The sequence below is a fragment of the Halobacillus litoralis genome (genome assembly GCF_009856445.1).
In the GTDB taxonomy this organism is placed as follows: Bacteria; Bacillota; Bacilli; order Bacillales; family Halobacillaceae; genus Halobacillus; species Halobacillus litoralis.
In genome coordinates, this window is sequence record NZ_WMFA01000003.1 from 17,084 (window position 1) to 33,999 (window position 16,916).

Annotated in this window: 17 protein-coding genes; all 17 read left to right on the forward strand. The window is 45.1% G+C overall.

Going from position 1 to position 16,916, the window contains the following annotated elements; all coding sequences use genetic code 11:
• The first annotated feature begins 85 nt into the window (after window positions 1-85).
• The 17 genes from GLW00_RS10575 (at window position 86) to GLW00_RS10655 (ending at window position 16,869) form a co-directional block, all read left to right on the forward strand.
• Window positions 86-1,324, forward strand: coding sequence for a surface carbohydrate biosynthesis protein (locus GLW00_RS10575; protein WP_160913853.1), 1,239 nt, complete (start codon window positions 86-88; stop codon window positions 1,322-1,324).
• A complete protein-coding gene (locus tag GLW00_RS10580) occupies window positions 1,321-2,700 on the forward strand; it encodes a hypothetical protein (RefSeq protein WP_160913855.1) in 1,380 nt (459 codons plus the stop codon). The genes GLW00_RS10575 and GLW00_RS10580 overlap by 4 nt, the downstream gene beginning before the upstream one ends.
• A 202-nt stretch (window positions 2,701-2,902) precedes the next feature.
• Window positions 2,903-3,907: an SDR family NAD(P)-dependent oxidoreductase gene (locus GLW00_RS10585; RefSeq protein WP_160913857.1), complete on the forward strand. Its 1,005-nt coding sequence runs from the start codon at window positions 2,903-2,905 to the stop codon at window positions 3,905-3,907.
• Between the two features lie 21 nt (window positions 3,908-3,928).
• On the forward strand, window positions 3,929-5,338 hold the full coding sequence (locus GLW00_RS10590; protein WP_160913858.1) for a CDP-glycerol glycerophosphotransferase family protein: 1,410 nt from the start codon (window positions 3,929-3,931) through the stop codon (window positions 5,336-5,338).
• Window positions 5,339-5,403: 65 nt separating this feature from the next.
• Window positions 5,404-6,348, forward strand: a complete 945-nt coding sequence (locus GLW00_RS10595) for a dTDP-glucose 4,6-dehydratase (RefSeq protein WP_160913860.1) — start codon at window positions 5,404-5,406, stop codon at window positions 6,346-6,348.
• Between the two features lie 14 nt (window positions 6,349-6,362).
• Complete coding sequence (pseC, locus tag GLW00_RS10600) at window positions 6,363-7,571, forward strand: UDP-4-amino-4,6-dideoxy-N-acetyl-beta-L-altrosamine transaminase (protein WP_160913862.1); 1,209 nt, start codon at window positions 6,363-6,365, stop codon at window positions 7,569-7,571.
• Window positions 7,568-8,614 (forward strand): UDP-2,4-diacetamido-2,4,6-trideoxy-beta-L-altropyranose hydrolase, encoded by a 1,047-nt coding sequence (pseG, locus tag GLW00_RS10605; RefSeq protein ID WP_160913864.1) that lies wholly within the window; start codon window positions 7,568-7,570, stop codon window positions 8,612-8,614. Before pseC ends, pseG begins: the two co-directional genes overlap by 4 nt.
• Window positions 8,607-9,179, forward strand: a complete 573-nt coding sequence (pseH, locus tag GLW00_RS10610; RefSeq protein ID WP_160913866.1) for a UDP-4-amino-4,6-dideoxy-N-acetyl-beta-L-altrosamine N-acetyltransferase — start codon at window positions 8,607-8,609, stop codon at window positions 9,177-9,179. Before pseG ends, pseH begins: the two co-directional genes overlap by 8 nt.
• Window positions 9,139-10,191: a pseudaminic acid synthase gene (pseI, locus tag GLW00_RS10615; RefSeq protein ID WP_160913868.1), complete on the forward strand. Its 1,053-nt coding sequence runs from the start codon at window positions 9,139-9,141 to the stop codon at window positions 10,189-10,191. Before pseH ends, pseI begins: the two co-directional genes overlap by 41 nt.
• 16 nt (window positions 10,192-10,207) lie before the next feature.
• A complete protein-coding gene (locus GLW00_RS10620) occupies window positions 10,208-10,942 on the forward strand; it encodes a cytidylyltransferase domain-containing protein (protein WP_160913869.1) in 735 nt (244 codons plus the stop codon).
• A gap of 13 nt (window positions 10,943-10,955) precedes the next feature.
• Window positions 10,956-11,684, forward strand: coding sequence for a hypothetical protein (locus tag GLW00_RS10625; protein WP_160913871.1), 729 nt, complete (start codon window positions 10,956-10,958; stop codon window positions 11,682-11,684).
• Window positions 11,681-12,994 carry a class I SAM-dependent methyltransferase gene (locus GLW00_RS10630; RefSeq protein WP_160913873.1) on the forward strand — a complete coding sequence of 438 codons (1,314 nt, stop codon included), beginning with the start codon at window positions 11,681-11,683 and terminating at the stop codon, window positions 12,992-12,994. The genes GLW00_RS10625 and GLW00_RS10630 overlap by 4 nt, the downstream gene beginning before the upstream one ends.
• A 126-nt stretch (window positions 12,995-13,120) precedes the next feature.
• Window positions 13,121-13,708, forward strand: coding sequence for a hypothetical protein (locus tag GLW00_RS10635; protein WP_160913875.1), 588 nt, complete (start codon window positions 13,121-13,123; stop codon window positions 13,706-13,708).
• A gap of 74 nt (window positions 13,709-13,782) precedes the next feature.
• A complete protein-coding gene (locus GLW00_RS10640) occupies window positions 13,783-14,535 on the forward strand; it encodes a cytochrome c biogenesis CcdA family protein (protein ID WP_160913877.1) in 753 nt (250 codons plus the stop codon).
• Between the two features lie 16 nt (window positions 14,536-14,551).
• Window positions 14,552-15,115 carry a redoxin domain-containing protein gene (locus GLW00_RS10645; protein ID WP_160913879.1) on the forward strand — a complete coding sequence of 188 codons (564 nt, stop codon included), beginning with the start codon at window positions 14,552-14,554 and terminating at the stop codon, window positions 15,113-15,115.
• Window positions 15,116-15,125: 10 nt separating this feature from the next.
• Complete coding sequence (locus tag GLW00_RS10650) at window positions 15,126-15,809, forward strand: response regulator transcription factor (RefSeq protein ID WP_160913880.1); 684 nt, start codon at window positions 15,126-15,128, stop codon at window positions 15,807-15,809.
• Window positions 15,796-16,869 carry a HAMP domain-containing sensor histidine kinase gene (locus GLW00_RS10655; RefSeq protein ID WP_160913882.1) on the forward strand — a complete coding sequence of 358 codons (1,074 nt, stop codon included), beginning with the start codon at window positions 15,796-15,798 and terminating at the stop codon, window positions 16,867-16,869. Before GLW00_RS10650 ends, GLW00_RS10655 begins: the two co-directional genes overlap by 14 nt.
• Window positions 16,870-16,916: the final 47 nt, after the last annotated feature.

Consider the following 16,916-nt stretch of genomic DNA (forward strand, 5'->3'; position numbering starts at 1 on the left):
AACGTTTCAATAGTGAGTAAAGGAAGCGGAATTTTGTTTATGAAAAAACAAAAGAACGGCATACAGCGAGATAAGGAGGAGTTCTATGCTCTATTTACCTGTTGAAGTAAAGGCGAGGGAGCTGCACGGAAAGCTCCTCCTTGCCTATCATGCTCTACTGAGAGGGGACAGTGTCATCCTCGGAGAGCACAGCAAAGTAGAAGAAGCGGCCCGTATCTATCCCACCGGTATTTTTCTGTGCAAAGGATATCCCAGTGGTTATATGAAGCGTGTGGTAGTAGGGGCAAAACAAGCCGGTCATGTCATAGTGAATCTGGATGAGGAAGGATTGATTTATACAGATGAATCCATTTATTTAAAAACGAGGATGAACAGGAAGTGGGTGCCTTATCATGACTATGTGTACTGCTGGGGGGCGAGGCAGCAGAGAATGATCGAAGAGGAGTATCCTGAACTAAAGGGACGGTGCCTGATTACTGGAAACCCACGCTTCGACTTGCTTACATCTAAGTACAGAAGAATGTATCAAAAGGAAGCGGATCAGCTGAAGAAAACGTATGGACCATACATTATGGTAAATACCAGATTCTCTTTGTACAACACAATAAAAGGGAAGAAAGAGAATGGATTGACGCCTCAGGCACGATACATCCGGGACCTCTACAGCCATTTTGTTTGTTTGATTAAACGAATCAGCCAGGAGCTGCCGGACAAGGAGATTATTTTACGCCCCCACCCTTCTGAGAGCAAAAACAGCTATAAGGAAGATCTAAAAGGGTACGGAAATGTCCTTGTAAAAGACGAAGGAGCAGTCATTCCATGGATCATGGGTGCTGAGGCATTGATTCATAATGGTTGTACGACTGGTATTGAAGGGTATCTTCTTGGTCGCCCTGTATATTCCTATGAACCTGTGACTTCCCCTCTTTATGATGTCCCCCTTCCACGGGACGTTAGTGTAGCCATCAAAGATTTAGAAGCGCTTGTTCTACTATTGAAAGATAAAACCGTCAAAAAAAGAAACACACCTTCCTTGTTGATGGACTCATATGGGAACTTGGAAAAAGAAGAGTATGCGTATAAGAATATATTAGATCAAATGAGAACCATTAATTTTCCCCTGCATGCCGTGGTTCCATCTATTCCGCACCGCTATCAGAAAGACAAGAGACGAAAAATACGTTATCTTTTTCCTTCTCTATCAAAAGGAGAAATTCAAACATTCTTCCAAAAGGTGAATGAAGTGGAACAAAATAACCTGGTTGTCCAGATTATTCCTTTATCCGACCGCTTGTTCCTACTGACAGCGGAGCGATCATCATGAATACGTATGAGAAAAACTATTGGGGGCTGTACCTGGATTTCCTGACCGCTTTTCGTGAGTGGAAATATCATAACCTCCCTCTTTCCTTGTGTGTACACTTTCCCACCATGATCAATGGGATGGCGGGGTTGGAACAGTCTCTTGTAGATTCATCCTATGCAAAATCATGGTCTGATGGAAAGGTTCTTCAAGGTCGATTTGAAGCCTTCCTTCCTATAAAAGAAGCAGTTAAAGTGAATCATGGGAAAGTCGTTTACTATGACCCATTGCTCGGTATTCCTCCTTCTAGTTACAAACAACTGTCCTCACCAGCTGAATCACTTATCCTTAAACCGGACATCACCAATGTGAAAAAGAAGCAGATCGATGGGGCTGTCATAAAAGGATTAAGTCAGTATGCCGCGGATATAGAAGGGCAGGCCCGGAAGGAAATCAAGCGTTTTCATTCAATAGCAGGAAAGCATAAAAACCACCCGTTGTTCGGAAACCGACATTTCCTTTTAGCTATAAAGAAGCAGATAGAAAAAATCCTGTATTTTATAGAAGGAACCGAGCGTTTCCTTATGGAGGTGGATACCTCTCTCATTGTTTTTGGTGAAACAAACAGTATAGACACGAGAGCACTCGCCCTGGCGGCAAGGAAAAAAGGGATCCCTACCCTCTGTCTTCAGCACGGAGCGGTCATCTCCCCCTTTGGTTATCTGCCGAAAGTGACTGACTATCAAGGGGTTTACGGGAGATATGAACAGACTCTCTACGAAAGTCGTGGGGTAGATCCTGATTTTCTGCCGATCCTCGGGCATCCCCGTTTTGATGAAATGGTAACCAGAAACAATCTCCGAGCTTCGTCATTCAATAAAACATTAGGGATTCATCCCTCACGGAAAAGAATTCTTCTCATTGATCATCATACGGATAAAAAAATGACCCATCAGATTTTGGACCTATTACTAGTCACTGCCCCTGAAGTAGAACTAATCGTCAAGATTAAGAAAGGGGTCCGTGCTTTTAATGGCTATGCCAAGCATAAAAGAGTCCACCTGATCCGACGGATGCACCTCTATGATATGCTCCCCAATGTAGACGCGGTCATCAGTTACGAGTCTACCGTTGTGTTGGAATCTATGTTATATGGAAGAGAAAACTTTGTATGGAAATTGAAACAGCCGTGCTTGACAGATTATTTTACCCAGCTTCCGGTATTGACCTACTCAACGGCCGAACCTCTTGTCGAGGAGGTGCGAACCTTTTTAAATAAAAGGAGTGACCGATCCGGACAACAGTCAGTTCAGCTTCGTGAGCGGTTTTACATTCCCTCCCATCAAAAATCGACCCTTCTCTTGAAAGCGTTGATCGCTTATTTACGCACCTCATAGCGTAGGAAGTTCAACGCTTTTTTTATATGCTCTGAGCCTTTAAAGGAAAAAGAATTCACCTGGTATTTATCTTTCATAGGTTGAAACCTATTATTTTCACCGAATTCTAGTTTTTGAATATATATAGTAATCAGCAACGATGAAATAGACTGCCTTCCCTGGGTGAAGGTACTAGATTACGTGAAGAGGGAGAAGGAAGCAAGTGTTCTTTAAAGGTAAGAAGGTATTAGTCATAGGAGGTACAGGAACAATAGGCCGCGGAATCGTCAAGACGATTCTTGGGCAGTCACCGGATGTCATCCGTGTTTTCAGCAGAGACGAACATAAGCAGCATGAATTGCAGAATGAATGGGGAAAAAGAGAAGACCTCCGCTATTTAATCGGAGATGTCAGGGATTACGATCGTGTCCATACTGCGATGCAGGGCATCGACTATGTGTTTCACCTGGCGGCTATGAAGCATGTGCCATCGTGTGAATACAACCCTTATGAAGCGGTGCTGACAAATGTTCATGGAACGAACAATGTGGTCAGGGCAGCACTTGCGCAAGGAGTGAAAAAGGTGGTGTTCACCAGTACGGATAAAGCCATTTCTCCGACAAATGCCTATGGTGCGACCAAACTTACCGCTGAGCGTCTGATCACTGCTGCCGAATACAGCAAAGGGCGGGGGCAGACGGTTTTTGCGAGTGTTCGCTTTGGAAATGTCATGGGCTCGCGCGGGTCAGTCATCCCCCTGTTCAAGAAACAGATTCTCAATCAGGGGAAAATTACGGTAACCGACCGTACGATGACGAGATTCATGATGACTTTGGAACAAGCAACCTCCTTAACGATAAAAGCGCTTGAGGAAGCGCGCGGCGGAGAGATTTTTGTTTTGAAAATGCCGGTGGTTGCACTTAATGACCTGGCTTCATTGGTCATTAAAGAAACCTGTACTCAGCTGGGCAAAGACCCTGAACAAATCAAAGTGGAAGAAATAGGGCTGCGCCCAGGGGAAAAAATGTACGAAGAATTAATGACGCACGAAGAGTCATTGACCGCATGGGAACTGGATGACATGTACGTAATTCCTTATTCCTTCAAAAAAGATGTTCCTTATAAAAACGCCAGGAAAGCCGCTCCGGGAATGTACAGTTCTTCCGGGCAGCCCCCGATCAGTGCTGTTCAATTATATGAACTTCTTAAAAGCCAGGGATTAATTTAAAGAAAAGAGAGGAGGGAGAGATTGGATACGTACTCTAAGAATTATTGGGGACTGTACCTTGATTTCCTGGATGACTTCCAAGAACTGATCTATCAAGGTTATCCTATTGCTTATTTGAGTCATTACCGGAGTTTGATTATTGGGAATAAGAGATTGATGAGAGATTTACAATCCCCTGAGTTTACCAGGACCATAAAGAATAAGATCCAGACAACGGCAGCGGTTCAGCAGAAATTTAATACATTTAGAGCGTCTGTAAGAAAAAAGCAGCGCGTAAGAAAAGGCGGGATGATTGTTCTTCACGATGTCTATGACCTCCTTCGTTTTCCGGAGAAGACGCTGAAAAATCATTTTCCTCCATCCAAAACGCTGATTTTTGAAGAAAAAGGAATGAAGAAGAAGAAAGAATCATTTCCACGTGCCAGTGGATTTAAGTACAAATGCTTTACGGACTATCAAGTGGATATCTCAACTGCTGTGAAAAAAGTGAAAAGAAAAGCAAGAGAAATCATAGCCTCTCATCCTGGTCACCCCATGTACACTCACAAAACCTTTCAAACCCGATGGATGCTTCAGATCGTGAAAATTATGGATCGAATCAATGAATCCATGCAATTGTTTAAGCGTGTGCATGTATCCGCCATCGTGGTCCCTTCTACTCATTATCCTGAATCAAGAACATTGGTCATCGTAGCATCCAAGTATGGAATACCGACGGTTTCTATGCAGCATGGCATCATATCAGGGGAATCGGGCTTTATTCCGAAGATTGCAGACATTGATGCCGTTTACGGTCCTTTTGAAACGGAGTGGTTCCGGGCGAGGGGAGTGGCAGCAGAGGAAATCATGGAGGTGGGGCACCCAAGGTTTGATGAAATTACGAGAGTCCCGAAAGTAAGCCGGGCTTCGATGATGAAGAAACTCAGGTTACACCCCTCCAGAAAAAATGTTCTGTTAATCGTCCGCAGTCAGAAAAAATACAAAGAATGGGATCAGTTTCTGAAAAAACTGACCGTTAAACAAAAGCTCAACATCATCCTCAAAGATTTTCCTAATCGCTCCAATCATCCTCTGATCAAAAACCATTCCTACGTTCACAGCTCAGTCGGATATGAACTGTACGACCTCATTGCTATGGCCGACGTCGTTGTCACCTATTTTTCAACGGTCGCTCTCGAAGCCATGCTTGCGGGCAAAACAGTCTTTATACTGGATCGTCCCTTTGGGGGTTATTCAGGTTATTACACAAAAATGGGGGATCTCGCTCAGAAGGATCCAGGAAAATTAGCGGGGATATTCTCTGAATACATTCGTGCAGATAAGATGAAGTCGTATGCGGAGCAGAAAGTGAAAGATTTTGTTGCTTATGCTTACGCAGCAAAACGGTCATCAGGGGAACGATTGATGAATCTATTAAAGAGATGGGTTTGATCGAAAGCAAGCATAAGGCCAAGCATAGAAAAATATGAATGGGAATATAAGGGAGGGGTGTGTCCGTGAATATTCTAGTGACAGGTGGAGCCGGCTTTATCGGACGCTGGGTCGTTAAAAGATTATTGGATGAACAGCACAATGTATGGGTGCTCGACGACCTGTCGAACGGAAGAATAGAAAACATTGAGGACCTACTCGTGCATAAAAATTTCAAGGCATTCATTCATGGGGATATCAAAGACAGGAACACCGTCGAGAGTCTTTTTTATCCAGGTATTGATTTGTGTTATCACCTGGCAGCAAGCATCAATGTCCAGGATAGCATTGATGATCCAGAAACAACGTTCAACAATGACACAATCGGGACGTTTTATTTACTGGAGCAGTGCCGGAAGCATAAGGTCAAAATGGTGTTCATGAGCACATGTATGGTCTATGACCGGGCAGAAGATGAAGATGGGATATCAGAAACAGATCCAATTAAACCGGCATCCCCTTATGCAGGGGCGAAGATCGCCGCTGAGAATATGGTTCTGTCCTATTATTATGCGTATGGGCTTCCAGTAACGGTGATCCGGCCATTCAATACGTATGGCCCCTATCAAAAAACAGGAGGAGAAGGTGGTGTCGTGGCCATCTTTATTAAAAATAAGTTGAACGGACTCCCTTTGCAAATCTATGGAGATGGAAAGCAGACCCGTGATCTGCTTTACGTGGAAGACTGCGCACGGTTTGTGGTGCAGGCAGGCTACAGGGATGAAGTGAATGGAGAAATTGTCAATGCGGGGTTAGGGGAGGATATTGCGATTAATGATCTTGCCGAGTTGATTGCAAAGAGCCCTGATCATATCCTGCATGTCGAACATATCCATCCCCAAAGTGAGATTCCTAAACTGCTTTGTGACTATGATAAAGCCAAACGTCTCCTGGGATGGGAGCCTTCGATTTCTTTAAAGGAAGGAATTCGGAGAACAGAAGAATGGATTGACCGCACGAATTTAATTTAAAGGAGTTTAAAAATGTGGAAGAAAAGCTAGCGATTTTCGGGGGAGAACCCGTCCGTGATTCGCTGCTTCCTTACGGGAAGCAGTCCATCGACGATCAGGATGTCAGAGCCGTTGTCAATGCCTTGAAAAGTGACTTTATTACAACAGGACCTGCCATCGACGCATTTGAAAAAGGGGTGGCTGATTACGTAGGAGCTGTGTATGCTGTAGCTTTTTCCAATGGTACAGCAGCGTTGCATGCCGCTTGTTTTGCTGCGGGAATCGGCAAAGGAGATGAAGTGATTACGACTCCTTTGACGTTTGTTGCGAGTGCCAATTGTGTGTTGTACACCGGAGGAAAGCCGGTGTTCGCTGATGTTAATCCGAAGACGTATAATATTGATCCATCTTCGGCTGCATCCTTAGTGACATCCAAAACCAAAGCGATCATTCCTGTGGATTTTACAGGCCAGCCGGCGGATTATGAAAAGATTCAAGCCCTGGCCGATCAGCATGGACTGGTCGTCATTGAAGATGCCGCTCATGCTTTAGGGGCGGAGTACAAAGGAGAAAAAGTGGGATCATACAGTGATATGACCATGTTCAGCTTCCACCCTGTAAAGCATATTACCACAGGCGAAGGGGGCATTATTACTACGAATAACCGAAAGTATTATGAGAAGTTGATGATGTTCCGCACGCACGGGATAACGAAAGACGCCGGGCAAATGCTCGAGAAGCGGCATCCATGGGAATATGAAATGCAGTTTCTTGGATACAATTACCGCATGACGGATCTGCAGGCAGCCCTCGGTAGCAGTCAGCTGACTAAATTGGATGCTTTTGTAGCGAAGCGAAGGGCTATCGTCAGTGTATATAACAAGGAATTCTGCCAAATGGCAAATGTCATCACTCACGAGCAACTACCGGAAGCCAACTCTTCTCATCACCTTTATATTCTACGCATGACAGGACCTCTAAAAGGCCTCCGAAAAGATATTTTTGAGGCGCTCCGTGCAGAAAATATCGGGGTGAATGTGCACTACATGCCGGTCCATACCCAACCCTACTACAAAGACCGTGGTTATACTAAAGGGATGTGTCCGGTGGCCGAAGAGGTTTACGAAGGGATTGTAAGCCTGCCGTTATTTCCTGGTATGACAGAGAGTGATGTGGCAGATGTTGTGTGTGCGGTGAAGAAAGTGCTCCGTCATTTTGAAACGGCTGCAGGTGCCGGTCAATGAGAGTAGGATTTAGAGTAGATGCCTCTACAAAAGGAGGCACAGGACATGTGATGCGGTGCCTCACGCTCGCGGGTGAGCTTCGAACACTTGGAGCAGAGGTTTTTTTTATGTGCAGAAGACGGCCAGGAGATTTAGTTGACTTTATACAGGAGAGTGGTTACCGCGTTTATGAAATGACGGGGGCTTACAATGTCTCCTGGAAAGAAGACGCAGTAAGAACGATCCATATTTTAGAGAACATTGGGAGTGCTGAATGGCTTGTGGTGGATCATTATGGGCTGGACGCCCGTTGGGAGAAAGCGGTAGGACATCATATTAAAAAATTAATGGTCATCGATGATCTTGCGAACCGCCCTCATGATTGTGACCTGCTTCTTGACCAGAATCTGTATAGAAATATGGAACAAAGGTACAAAGGACTCGTTCCTGAGCGGACGAAACTTCTTCTTGGTCCGGCTTTCACCCTTTTAAGAGAAGAATTCTTACAATCTACGTGTAACCGGAAATGGGATGGAAACGTACGACGCATCCTCGTGTCATTTGGCGGTAGTGATCCTACCAATGAAACGTTGAAAACACTCAAGGCCATTGAGAAGTTAAACGTTCCGCTTATGGTTGATATCGTAATTGGGAGCTCTCACTCGTGCAGGCAAGACATTGCTCGTTTTTGTGAGAGGAAGGAAGGGATGCAGCTGCACGTACAAACGAAGGAAATGGCCCGGCTTATGGAACATGCGGATCTTGCGGTTGGAGCTGGGGGCAGTTCTGTTTGGGAACGTTGTTACATGGATCTACCATCGTTGATCATTGAAACAGCGGCAAATCAAAGAGAAGTCATCTCCACCCTCCAGGAAAAAGGTGTGGTCTTTTACTTGGGGAAAAGTGAAGAGGTAGATGTGAATCTTCTTTCTCAACATTTACAAAGATTCATAGCTGAACCAGACCTGATAAAGAAGGCTCTTGAAACAGGAAAGCATTTGATGAAAGACCATAAGCCTTACGGCGTTTCCCGTTTGATGATGGGGGATGGAAGCGATGGATGAGTTTCGTTTACGTGACGTCGAGCGTGCGGATCTGCCGATGATTTGGAAGTGGCGGAACGCCGAGCACATCCGGATTCATATGTATCATGACCAGTGGATTCCCTGGGAGGATCATGTTTCATGGTTTGAAAGGGATCAGCAGAACCCTTCTTCTTACACCAAGTTATTCATTTACAAGGAGCGTCCAATCGGGGTTGTCAGGTTCACCAATATCGATCAAAAACAGGGAACGTGTGAATGGGGTTTTTATATTGGTGATCGTGAGGCACCAAAAGGCGCCGGGACGGCCATGGGTATGCTGGGGCTGGATTTTATGTTCGAAACAGTCGGCATCCGGAAAGTTTGTGCAGAAGTCCTGGATGTTAATGTTGCCAGTCTTCGGTTTCATGAAAAACTTGGATTCGTTCCTGAAGGGCGGCTGATCGAACAAATAGTGCGTGAAGGGAAATTCATAGATGTTATTCCTATGGGTTTATTTAAAGATGGGTGGCTCAAAAGGCGTGAAATCTTAAAAAGGGGGCAGGATGATGGAAATCGAAATCATAGGAAGAAAGGTCGGTCCTGATCATCCTCCATTCATCATTGCAGAAATGTCGGGAAATCATAATCAGTCACTCGCTCGAGCCCTGGAAATCGTAGATAAGGCAGCAGAGACGGGGGCGCATGCCTTGAAAATCCAGACCTATACCGCAGATACAATGACGCTTAAGCATAAGGGGGACGAATTTCAAATTGAAGATCCGGAGAGTCTTTGGAAAGGAAAGAGCCTCTATGATCTTTATAAGGAAGCCTACACCCCGTGGGAGTGGCATGAAAAGATATTCGCTCGATGCCGGGAGCTTGGGATGATCGGTTTCAGCACGCCATTCGATGCATCCTCGGTGGATTTTTTAGAAAGCCTGCATGTCCCTCTCTACAAAATCGCATCCTTTGAAAATACCGACCTCCCTTTAATTCGGAGAGTAGCGAGAACAGGGAAACCTCTTATTATCTCGACAGGAATGGCTACGGCAGGGGAGATGGCTGAAATGACTCAAGCCTTCAGAGAAGCGGGAGGGAAAGACCTGATCCTGTTGAAGTGCACAAGCAGTTATCCATCTACACCTGAAAACTCTCATATTGTGACCATTCCTCATATGCGGGATCTTTTTCAGTGCCAGGTCGGTTTGTCTGACCATACGCTGGGCACGGGTGTGGCAGTTGCCAGCGTAGCCCTCGGTGCAACCGTTGTAGAGAAACACTTTACCCTCGCACGCGAAGACGGTGGAGTGGATGCACAATTTTCATTGGAACCCGATGAAATGGCCCGGTTAGTTGAAGAAACAGAACGAGCCTGGCTGGCTCTGGGTACGGTGAATTACGGTCCGACCCACAGTGAAAAAGCGTCAGGTCAATACCGGCGTTCCTTATACATTACAGAAAACCTCAAGGCAGGAGACATTTTGACGGAAGATAACCTGCGATCCATCCGGCCTGGTTTCGGTCTGCCCCCTAAGTATTACGAATTGCTTCTTGGTAAAAAAGTAAATAAAAATGTGCCAAAGGGGACGCCGATGTCGTGGAACCTTATCGGGTAATAAAAGAGGTGGAATCATGAAAGTCATAGCTATTGTTCAGGCTCGGATGGGGTCGACAAGGCTCCCTGGAAAAGTGCTGAAAAAAGTCAATGGGAAATCTTTGCTTGAGTACCAAGTGGAAAGAATGAAGCGTTCAAGAAAAATCGATCATCTGGTGATCAGCACAACAAAGAAAGCCCTGGATGATCCGATTATTGATTTGTGCAAAGATTTGAATGTGGATACTTTTAGAGGATCTGAAAAAGATGTACTTGGAAGGTTTTATGAGACATGTGAACATTATAAAGCAGATGCCGTAGTCAGGCTGACTGCCGATTGTCCATTCATTGATCCGGGTGTCATCGATAAAGTCATCACGTATTTTCTAGATCACTATCCAAATTACCTGTATGTGTCGAACACAAGGACCCGTTCCTATCCAAGAGGTCTGGATACAGAAGTTTTCCCTTATGAAGTTCTAAAAGATGCCTATATGAATGCAAACTCTCCCCATGACCTTGAACATGTGACGCCATTCATTGTCAAGAGAGTCGGAGACCAGGGGGTTGCACAGGTTACTCATGACACGGATGAAAGTCATCACCGCTGGACCGTTGATACATTGGAAGATTTCCAATTTGTCTCTACCGTTCTCGAGCATCTGTATCCAACCAACCCGGCGTTTACCTTTCAGGACCTTTTGGATGTTTTAAGGAAGAATCCGCAATGGACGGAGATCAATCGTCAAGTCAAACAGAAAGGTGAAACTTAAGGGGCGGATGGATGTGACTGTTCCAAAAGGGCTAACGGGATTGGAGAGTTCTTTAGAGGTTGTCAATGTTCCCTTGCACAAGTGCTGCGACTGGCAGGGGTTTATGTACGCAAAGGAAGGCTGGCATTATTTCAGCGCATTATTAAGGGAATACAAGAAAAACCCTGACCTCCATTACTCCATTTCTATACTAAAGGAGTACTATGACAAATATCAGCCTCGTTCCACATTTGAATGTTTTCTGTGTGAGGAAGAGTTTAATTCTAAGCACCACACAACGCCATGGGTTCCTCTTCCATGGGACCAATCGTTTAGAGTGAAATTATTGGATAATCAGCACTTCGGGCCCAACTCCAACGCGTTCATAAAAAAAGAGTTTGAAAGAATCACTACTCTTTACCATAAGTTGAGGGTGCAAGGATATCAGCCTTTGAATCATCGTGACGGATATGTCCGTGGGCATTTTTTGAGGAACGGAGAAGATTATCGTTTCAAAGTGACAGGTGGGCAGCATCGGATGGCTGTCTTAGGCGTGCTGGGGCAAACGGATTTGGATGTAAAACTTCAGCCGGACTGGAAAAGGGTCATCGATATTCGTCATATTGATCAATGGGAGCAAGTGAAAAACGGAACGTATAGTGTGAGGGCAGCACAGAAAGTGTTTCATTGTTATTTTCAAACGACAGGGAAAGAGAAAGCTGAGAAATATAGAATTCTTAAAAAGGGAGACGCAGGTAGATGACTATACCTTATGGAAAGGATGCTCTAATCAGCTCCTCACCAACAGTTCAGGTCCCTTTGAACAAATGTGTGGATTGGCAAGGGTTTTCTTATACGGAGCAGGGTTGGCATTACTTGTGTGTAACGCTCAAAGAATACAGGAAAAAACCGAAAATGATTTACAGGGATTCCTTTCTCTTCAAATATTATTCTCTCTATCAACCTGCCTCGATGTTTGAATGCTTTATGTGTGGCGATGCCTTTAACCCAATATATCAGGAACGTTGGGTGCCACTGCCTTGGGGGATGAATCATAGACGCGTACAGAAAGAGGGTAGCCAACACTATGGCCCCAATACAAAAACATTCATAAGAAAAGAGTACAAACGATTGGTTCATGTCTATGAAAAATTGAAAGCAGAAGGGTACCAACCTACACAATTTCATGATGGATTCATTAAAGGCCACTTTCTGAAGAAGGGAAAGGACTACCGTTTTTTGATTACAGGCGGACAGCATCGTATAGCAGCTCTTTCAGTATTGGGGAGTCAATCGATTTTGGCGAGAATTCCCCCGAAAAGAAAGAGAGTCATAGACTTGGATGAAATTAAGGAGTGGGAGCAAGTTGCAAATGGGGTTTACCCATTAGAAGTGGCGTCGCACGTGTTTCATATGTACTTTGAGTCCAATGGCAGGGAAAAGGCGTCTTTGTATGGTTTGGTGGAATCAGGAGAAACGAAATACTTTATTAGGGGGAATCGATTCGTGTATCAGGATCTATGGGTGAAAGGGAAACTTGTCAAAAAGGGTCAAAGAGAGTGTGCAAACAGGTATGAAAAAGTAAAGGAAAAGATGAAGGGATGGCGTGATCCCTTTACGGTCCTTGATCTCGGAGCTAACAACGGCTATTTTTCCTACCGGATCGCGGAAGACTTTAATGTGCCGGTAACGATGATTGAGGAGAAAAAGGAAGCCCAAAAGATTTACGATATGAATGAAAACCCGAATGTAACACTCATCAACAGGCGTGTGGAAGTACAGGAATTGAAAGAGCTCTGCAAGAATAAGAAGTTTGATGTGATTCTCGCATTGAGTGTCCTGCATCATTTCGATAACTATGAGGAAGTCATAGAGGTGCTATTCGCCCATTCGAAGCATCTTTTTATTGAGTCTTCTGCTCTTGAAGAGGCAGATGGAGGCTGTAGAAGCTATACTGTCAAAGGAATTAACGATCTCTTGCAAGCTGAAAAGCCTGAGATTTTGACCTATTCGGATAATATTAGAGGGCTCGGAAAGCGGCCTCTTATGTATTTTAATAATGAAAAAGGATGAACAAACTTCCCCTTTTGCCGGGTCCATTCCAGGTGAAAGGGTTTTGTCTTTCATCATATTTTCATAAACTTGTTTTATACTGGATTTTGGAACGGTAAATTTAACAGGTTCGAGCGGAGGAAACCTATGATTATACAGCCTATACTGGTAATTCGGGCGGTATCCATTGCCGCCGGGGTGCTGGTTCTATGGATTTTGCAAGAGAATGAGAAGAAGAAAAAGATCGAAATTTTCTTATCCTTGTTGACCACTTGGATTTTCGCTTTTATAGGAGCGAAGTTTGTGACGAGATGGGAGCTCGTGTTTGACTATCCTTTATCCGTCCTCTCTTACCCTGGCGGGGCGAAGGAACTGTACATAGCCACATGTTTGACTATTGTTTTTGAATGGCGCAAAAGGATGGTACACCGTCGTTTTGCCGGCTCTTCCATTTTGGTTCTTGCGACTAGTCTGCTGGCATTTGCGCTCTTACGTCAGCTTGTGCTTGCTCAGGGGAATCTGGTTGATGTGGCTTTTGCTTTTGTCTTTTTTCTTCTGGTGCTATTTTTGATCAAACCTGCTGTGAAAATCGCCGCTGCATCCACAATTGGAATGGTCTGTGGATGGCTGTATCAAGCACCGGATCTCATGGGATACAGGATCAGCGTTTGGTTTTATGTCATTCTCAGCCTGATGGTATGGGGCTATATTTTAAGCGGGAGAAAACGGGCATGAAAACATGTTTACATAGATAGGAGAACATAAGGAAGTCGATGTTCTGAGGAATACATTTTAAGGAGGTTTGAAAAATGGGGACTGATGTAACGCTTTGGCTGGCACTCGGAGCAGGGATCATTTCTTTTCTATCGCCGTGTACCCTGCCTTTGTTCCCGGCCTATTTATCTTATATCACCGGGATGAGTGTGAAAGAGATGAAAGAGAATCGAAGTCTTGAGGTGAAGAAGAGGTTACTCACGCATTCTATTCTCTTTCTTCTAGGTGTTTCTTCGATTTTTATCAGTTTAGGAATTGGTGCTTCTTATGTAGGAAGTGCTGTACAAAATATCTTAACAGGAAGCTCAGGGCTGCTACTGCAGCGGCTGGCTGGAGTTTTCATTATTTTGATGGGTCTGTTCGTCGCGGGATGGTTGAAGATCGGCTGGTTTATGAAAACGAAAAGGGTGCAGACGAAACCGAAAACGTCCCTTAGCCTGGCAGGAACTTTTTTTGCAGGGATGGGGTTTGCAGCAGGGTGGACGCCTTGCATCGGCCCGATTTTTGCATCCATTCTCCTGTTGTCCGCAAGCAACCCGACACAGGGGATCTTGTACACCGTTGTTTATGTCATCGGATTCGCCCTGCCGTTTCTTTTGTTTTCCTTTTTCATAGGATCCACCCGGGCCATCTTGAAATATAGTGAGCAGATCATGAAAGTCGGTGGAGTGGCGATGATCTTAGCCGGAGCGTTTCTCTATACCGGGTATATGACGAGAATCTCGACATTGCTTTTGAATTTGGTTCAGGATACATGGTTTGCCAATCTAGGCATGATATTTTTATAGAAAGGAAGAGGGCTGAATGAAGAAATGGGGGCTCATTGTCATTGTAACCGCCTTATTTGGTTGGGCAATTTATGATTTTGTATATGAAGGGGAAACCAAAGAACAGGTGGCTGAAGGCGAGAAGATGGTTGCTGAAGGGCCAGCTACAGAGGAAGCTGACATTGGTTTGGAAAAAGGACAGCAGGCGCCGGATTTCACGCTGCAGACGCTCAGTGGCGAAGAGGTTTCTTTGTCCGATTACCGTGGAGAAAAAGTCATGATCAACTTCTGGGCCACATGGTGTCCGCCTTGTCGAGCCGAAATGCCGGACATGCAGGAGTTTTCGGCAAATGAAGATATCCAGGTGCTGGCCGTGAATTTAACGGAAACCGAAGCGAGTGTACAAGGTGTCCAGGACTTTGTAGACGAATTCGGGTTAACGTTCCCGATTTTGCTTGATCGGGACGTTTCCGTCGCCAACCAATATGAGGTCAATCCCGTCCCTACATCCGTTTTTGTCGATGAAGAAGGCAAAATCAGTTCTGTCATGCTCGGGGCGATGAATTACGATATGATGGTACAAAGGATGGAAGGAATGTAAGGGTGATTACATGAAAACGGAAGTACTGATCGTTGAAGATGATCGGAAGATTTCAAATCTCATAAGCATTTACTTAGCGAATGAAGGGTACAGCGTCAAACAGGCTTATGACGGGGAAGAGGGCAGAACGCTCTATCTTCAACACCGCCCCTGCCTGTTGATCCTTGATTTGATGCTGCCTAAATGGAGCGGGGAGGAATTATGTCGCTTCGTTAAGAAAGACAGCGAAGATCCCCCCGGCGTCATTATGTTATCTGCGAAAGGAACGACGGAAGACCGTATTACAGGACTGCGTCTCGGCGCTGATGATTACATGACGAAACCGTTCAGCCCTGAAGAATTGATGGCACACGTGGAAGCCGTCTTACGGAGGACAGGGCATGTGTGTCAAAAGCTTTCCCATGAAGGACTTGAAGTGAAACCGCGTAAAGGGGAAGTATGGTTGAACGGGGAACGGCTGGAGTTGACGCACTATGAGTTCAATTTGCTTTATTTTATGATGGATCACAAAGATCAAGTGTTTACGAGAGAACAGCTGCTCGAGCAAATCCACCCGAACGGCGAAGCGGATATTATGGCCCGTACCATTGATGCGCACATCAAAAAGCTCCGCCGGAAAATAGAAGCGGATGCATCTGTTCCGAAAAGGATTGTGACGGTGAGAGGGATGGGGTATAAATATGCGTCTCATTGAACGTCTCCTGCCGCCGAAACTTTGGGTGAAGATGACGATCGTAAATATTGCCCTCCTGATTGGAGTCGTAATCGTTACAGGAATGACGCTTTATCAGACAGCCTGTTTTCTTGCTGCTGACATTACAGGTGTCGAGCGTGAAGCCCAGTTGACCTTCAATCGTTCTCTCTTAATTTACGCATGGGTAATCGGAGGCGTCGTCATCGTGATGGGGGCTTTTTTATATTCAACGGTAACAAGGAAAGTGCTTGTACCTGTCAAAGAGCTGACAAATGCCATGGAAACGATGAAATCAGGGACTTATCCTGGAGATCTGGACGTCCAAACCAACGATGAAATAGGAGAGCTTGTCGTTCACTTCAATCGTATGAACCGTCGTATGCAGGAACAGGAGCGTTCGCGGCATCAAATGCTTCGTGATTTATCGCATGAAATACGGACACCGTTATCCAACTTGCAAGGTTATCTAGAGGCCCTTGAAAAAGGGGTGATTCCAGGGGATCAGACGATTTACCGCTCTCTCGCAGAAGAAACCGACCGAGTCTCTCAACTGCTTGCCCGGCTGGATGACATGGAAGCCTGGACGACGATGAGCCCTTCGAAGCCACTGGAGGTCAGTCAGGAGGAAATGACCCAGGTCATCTCTCAAGTAATCCAAATGTTCACTTTGGAATTTGAGAAAAAAGGCATCGGATTGAAGAGTGAGTTGGAAGACGCGGAGGTGCCTGTAAATAGACAAGGGATCCAGCAGGTTCTGACGAATCTATTGAGAAATGCTCTGGAGTATCATGAGGGTACAGATGGGGTTAAGGTTATAGGAAGAGTAAAAGGCGGAGAATACGTGATCAAGGTAAGTGGAGAAGGAAAGGAGATACCTTTAACTGAAAAGGATCTAGTTTTTGATCGCTTTTACCGTGTGGACCCTTCCCGGTCAGACGGGAGGTCTGGGCTTGGCCTTGCCATCAGTAAACAGATTGTGGAACGCCATGGCGGTCAGATTCAATTGGAAACCGATGGTCGGAAGCACTGTTTTTTTATAACCTTACCAATGAGAGCGTAAACGAATGGTTTGCGCTTTTTTTGTGGGTGTAGTGGGAGAGGTGTACC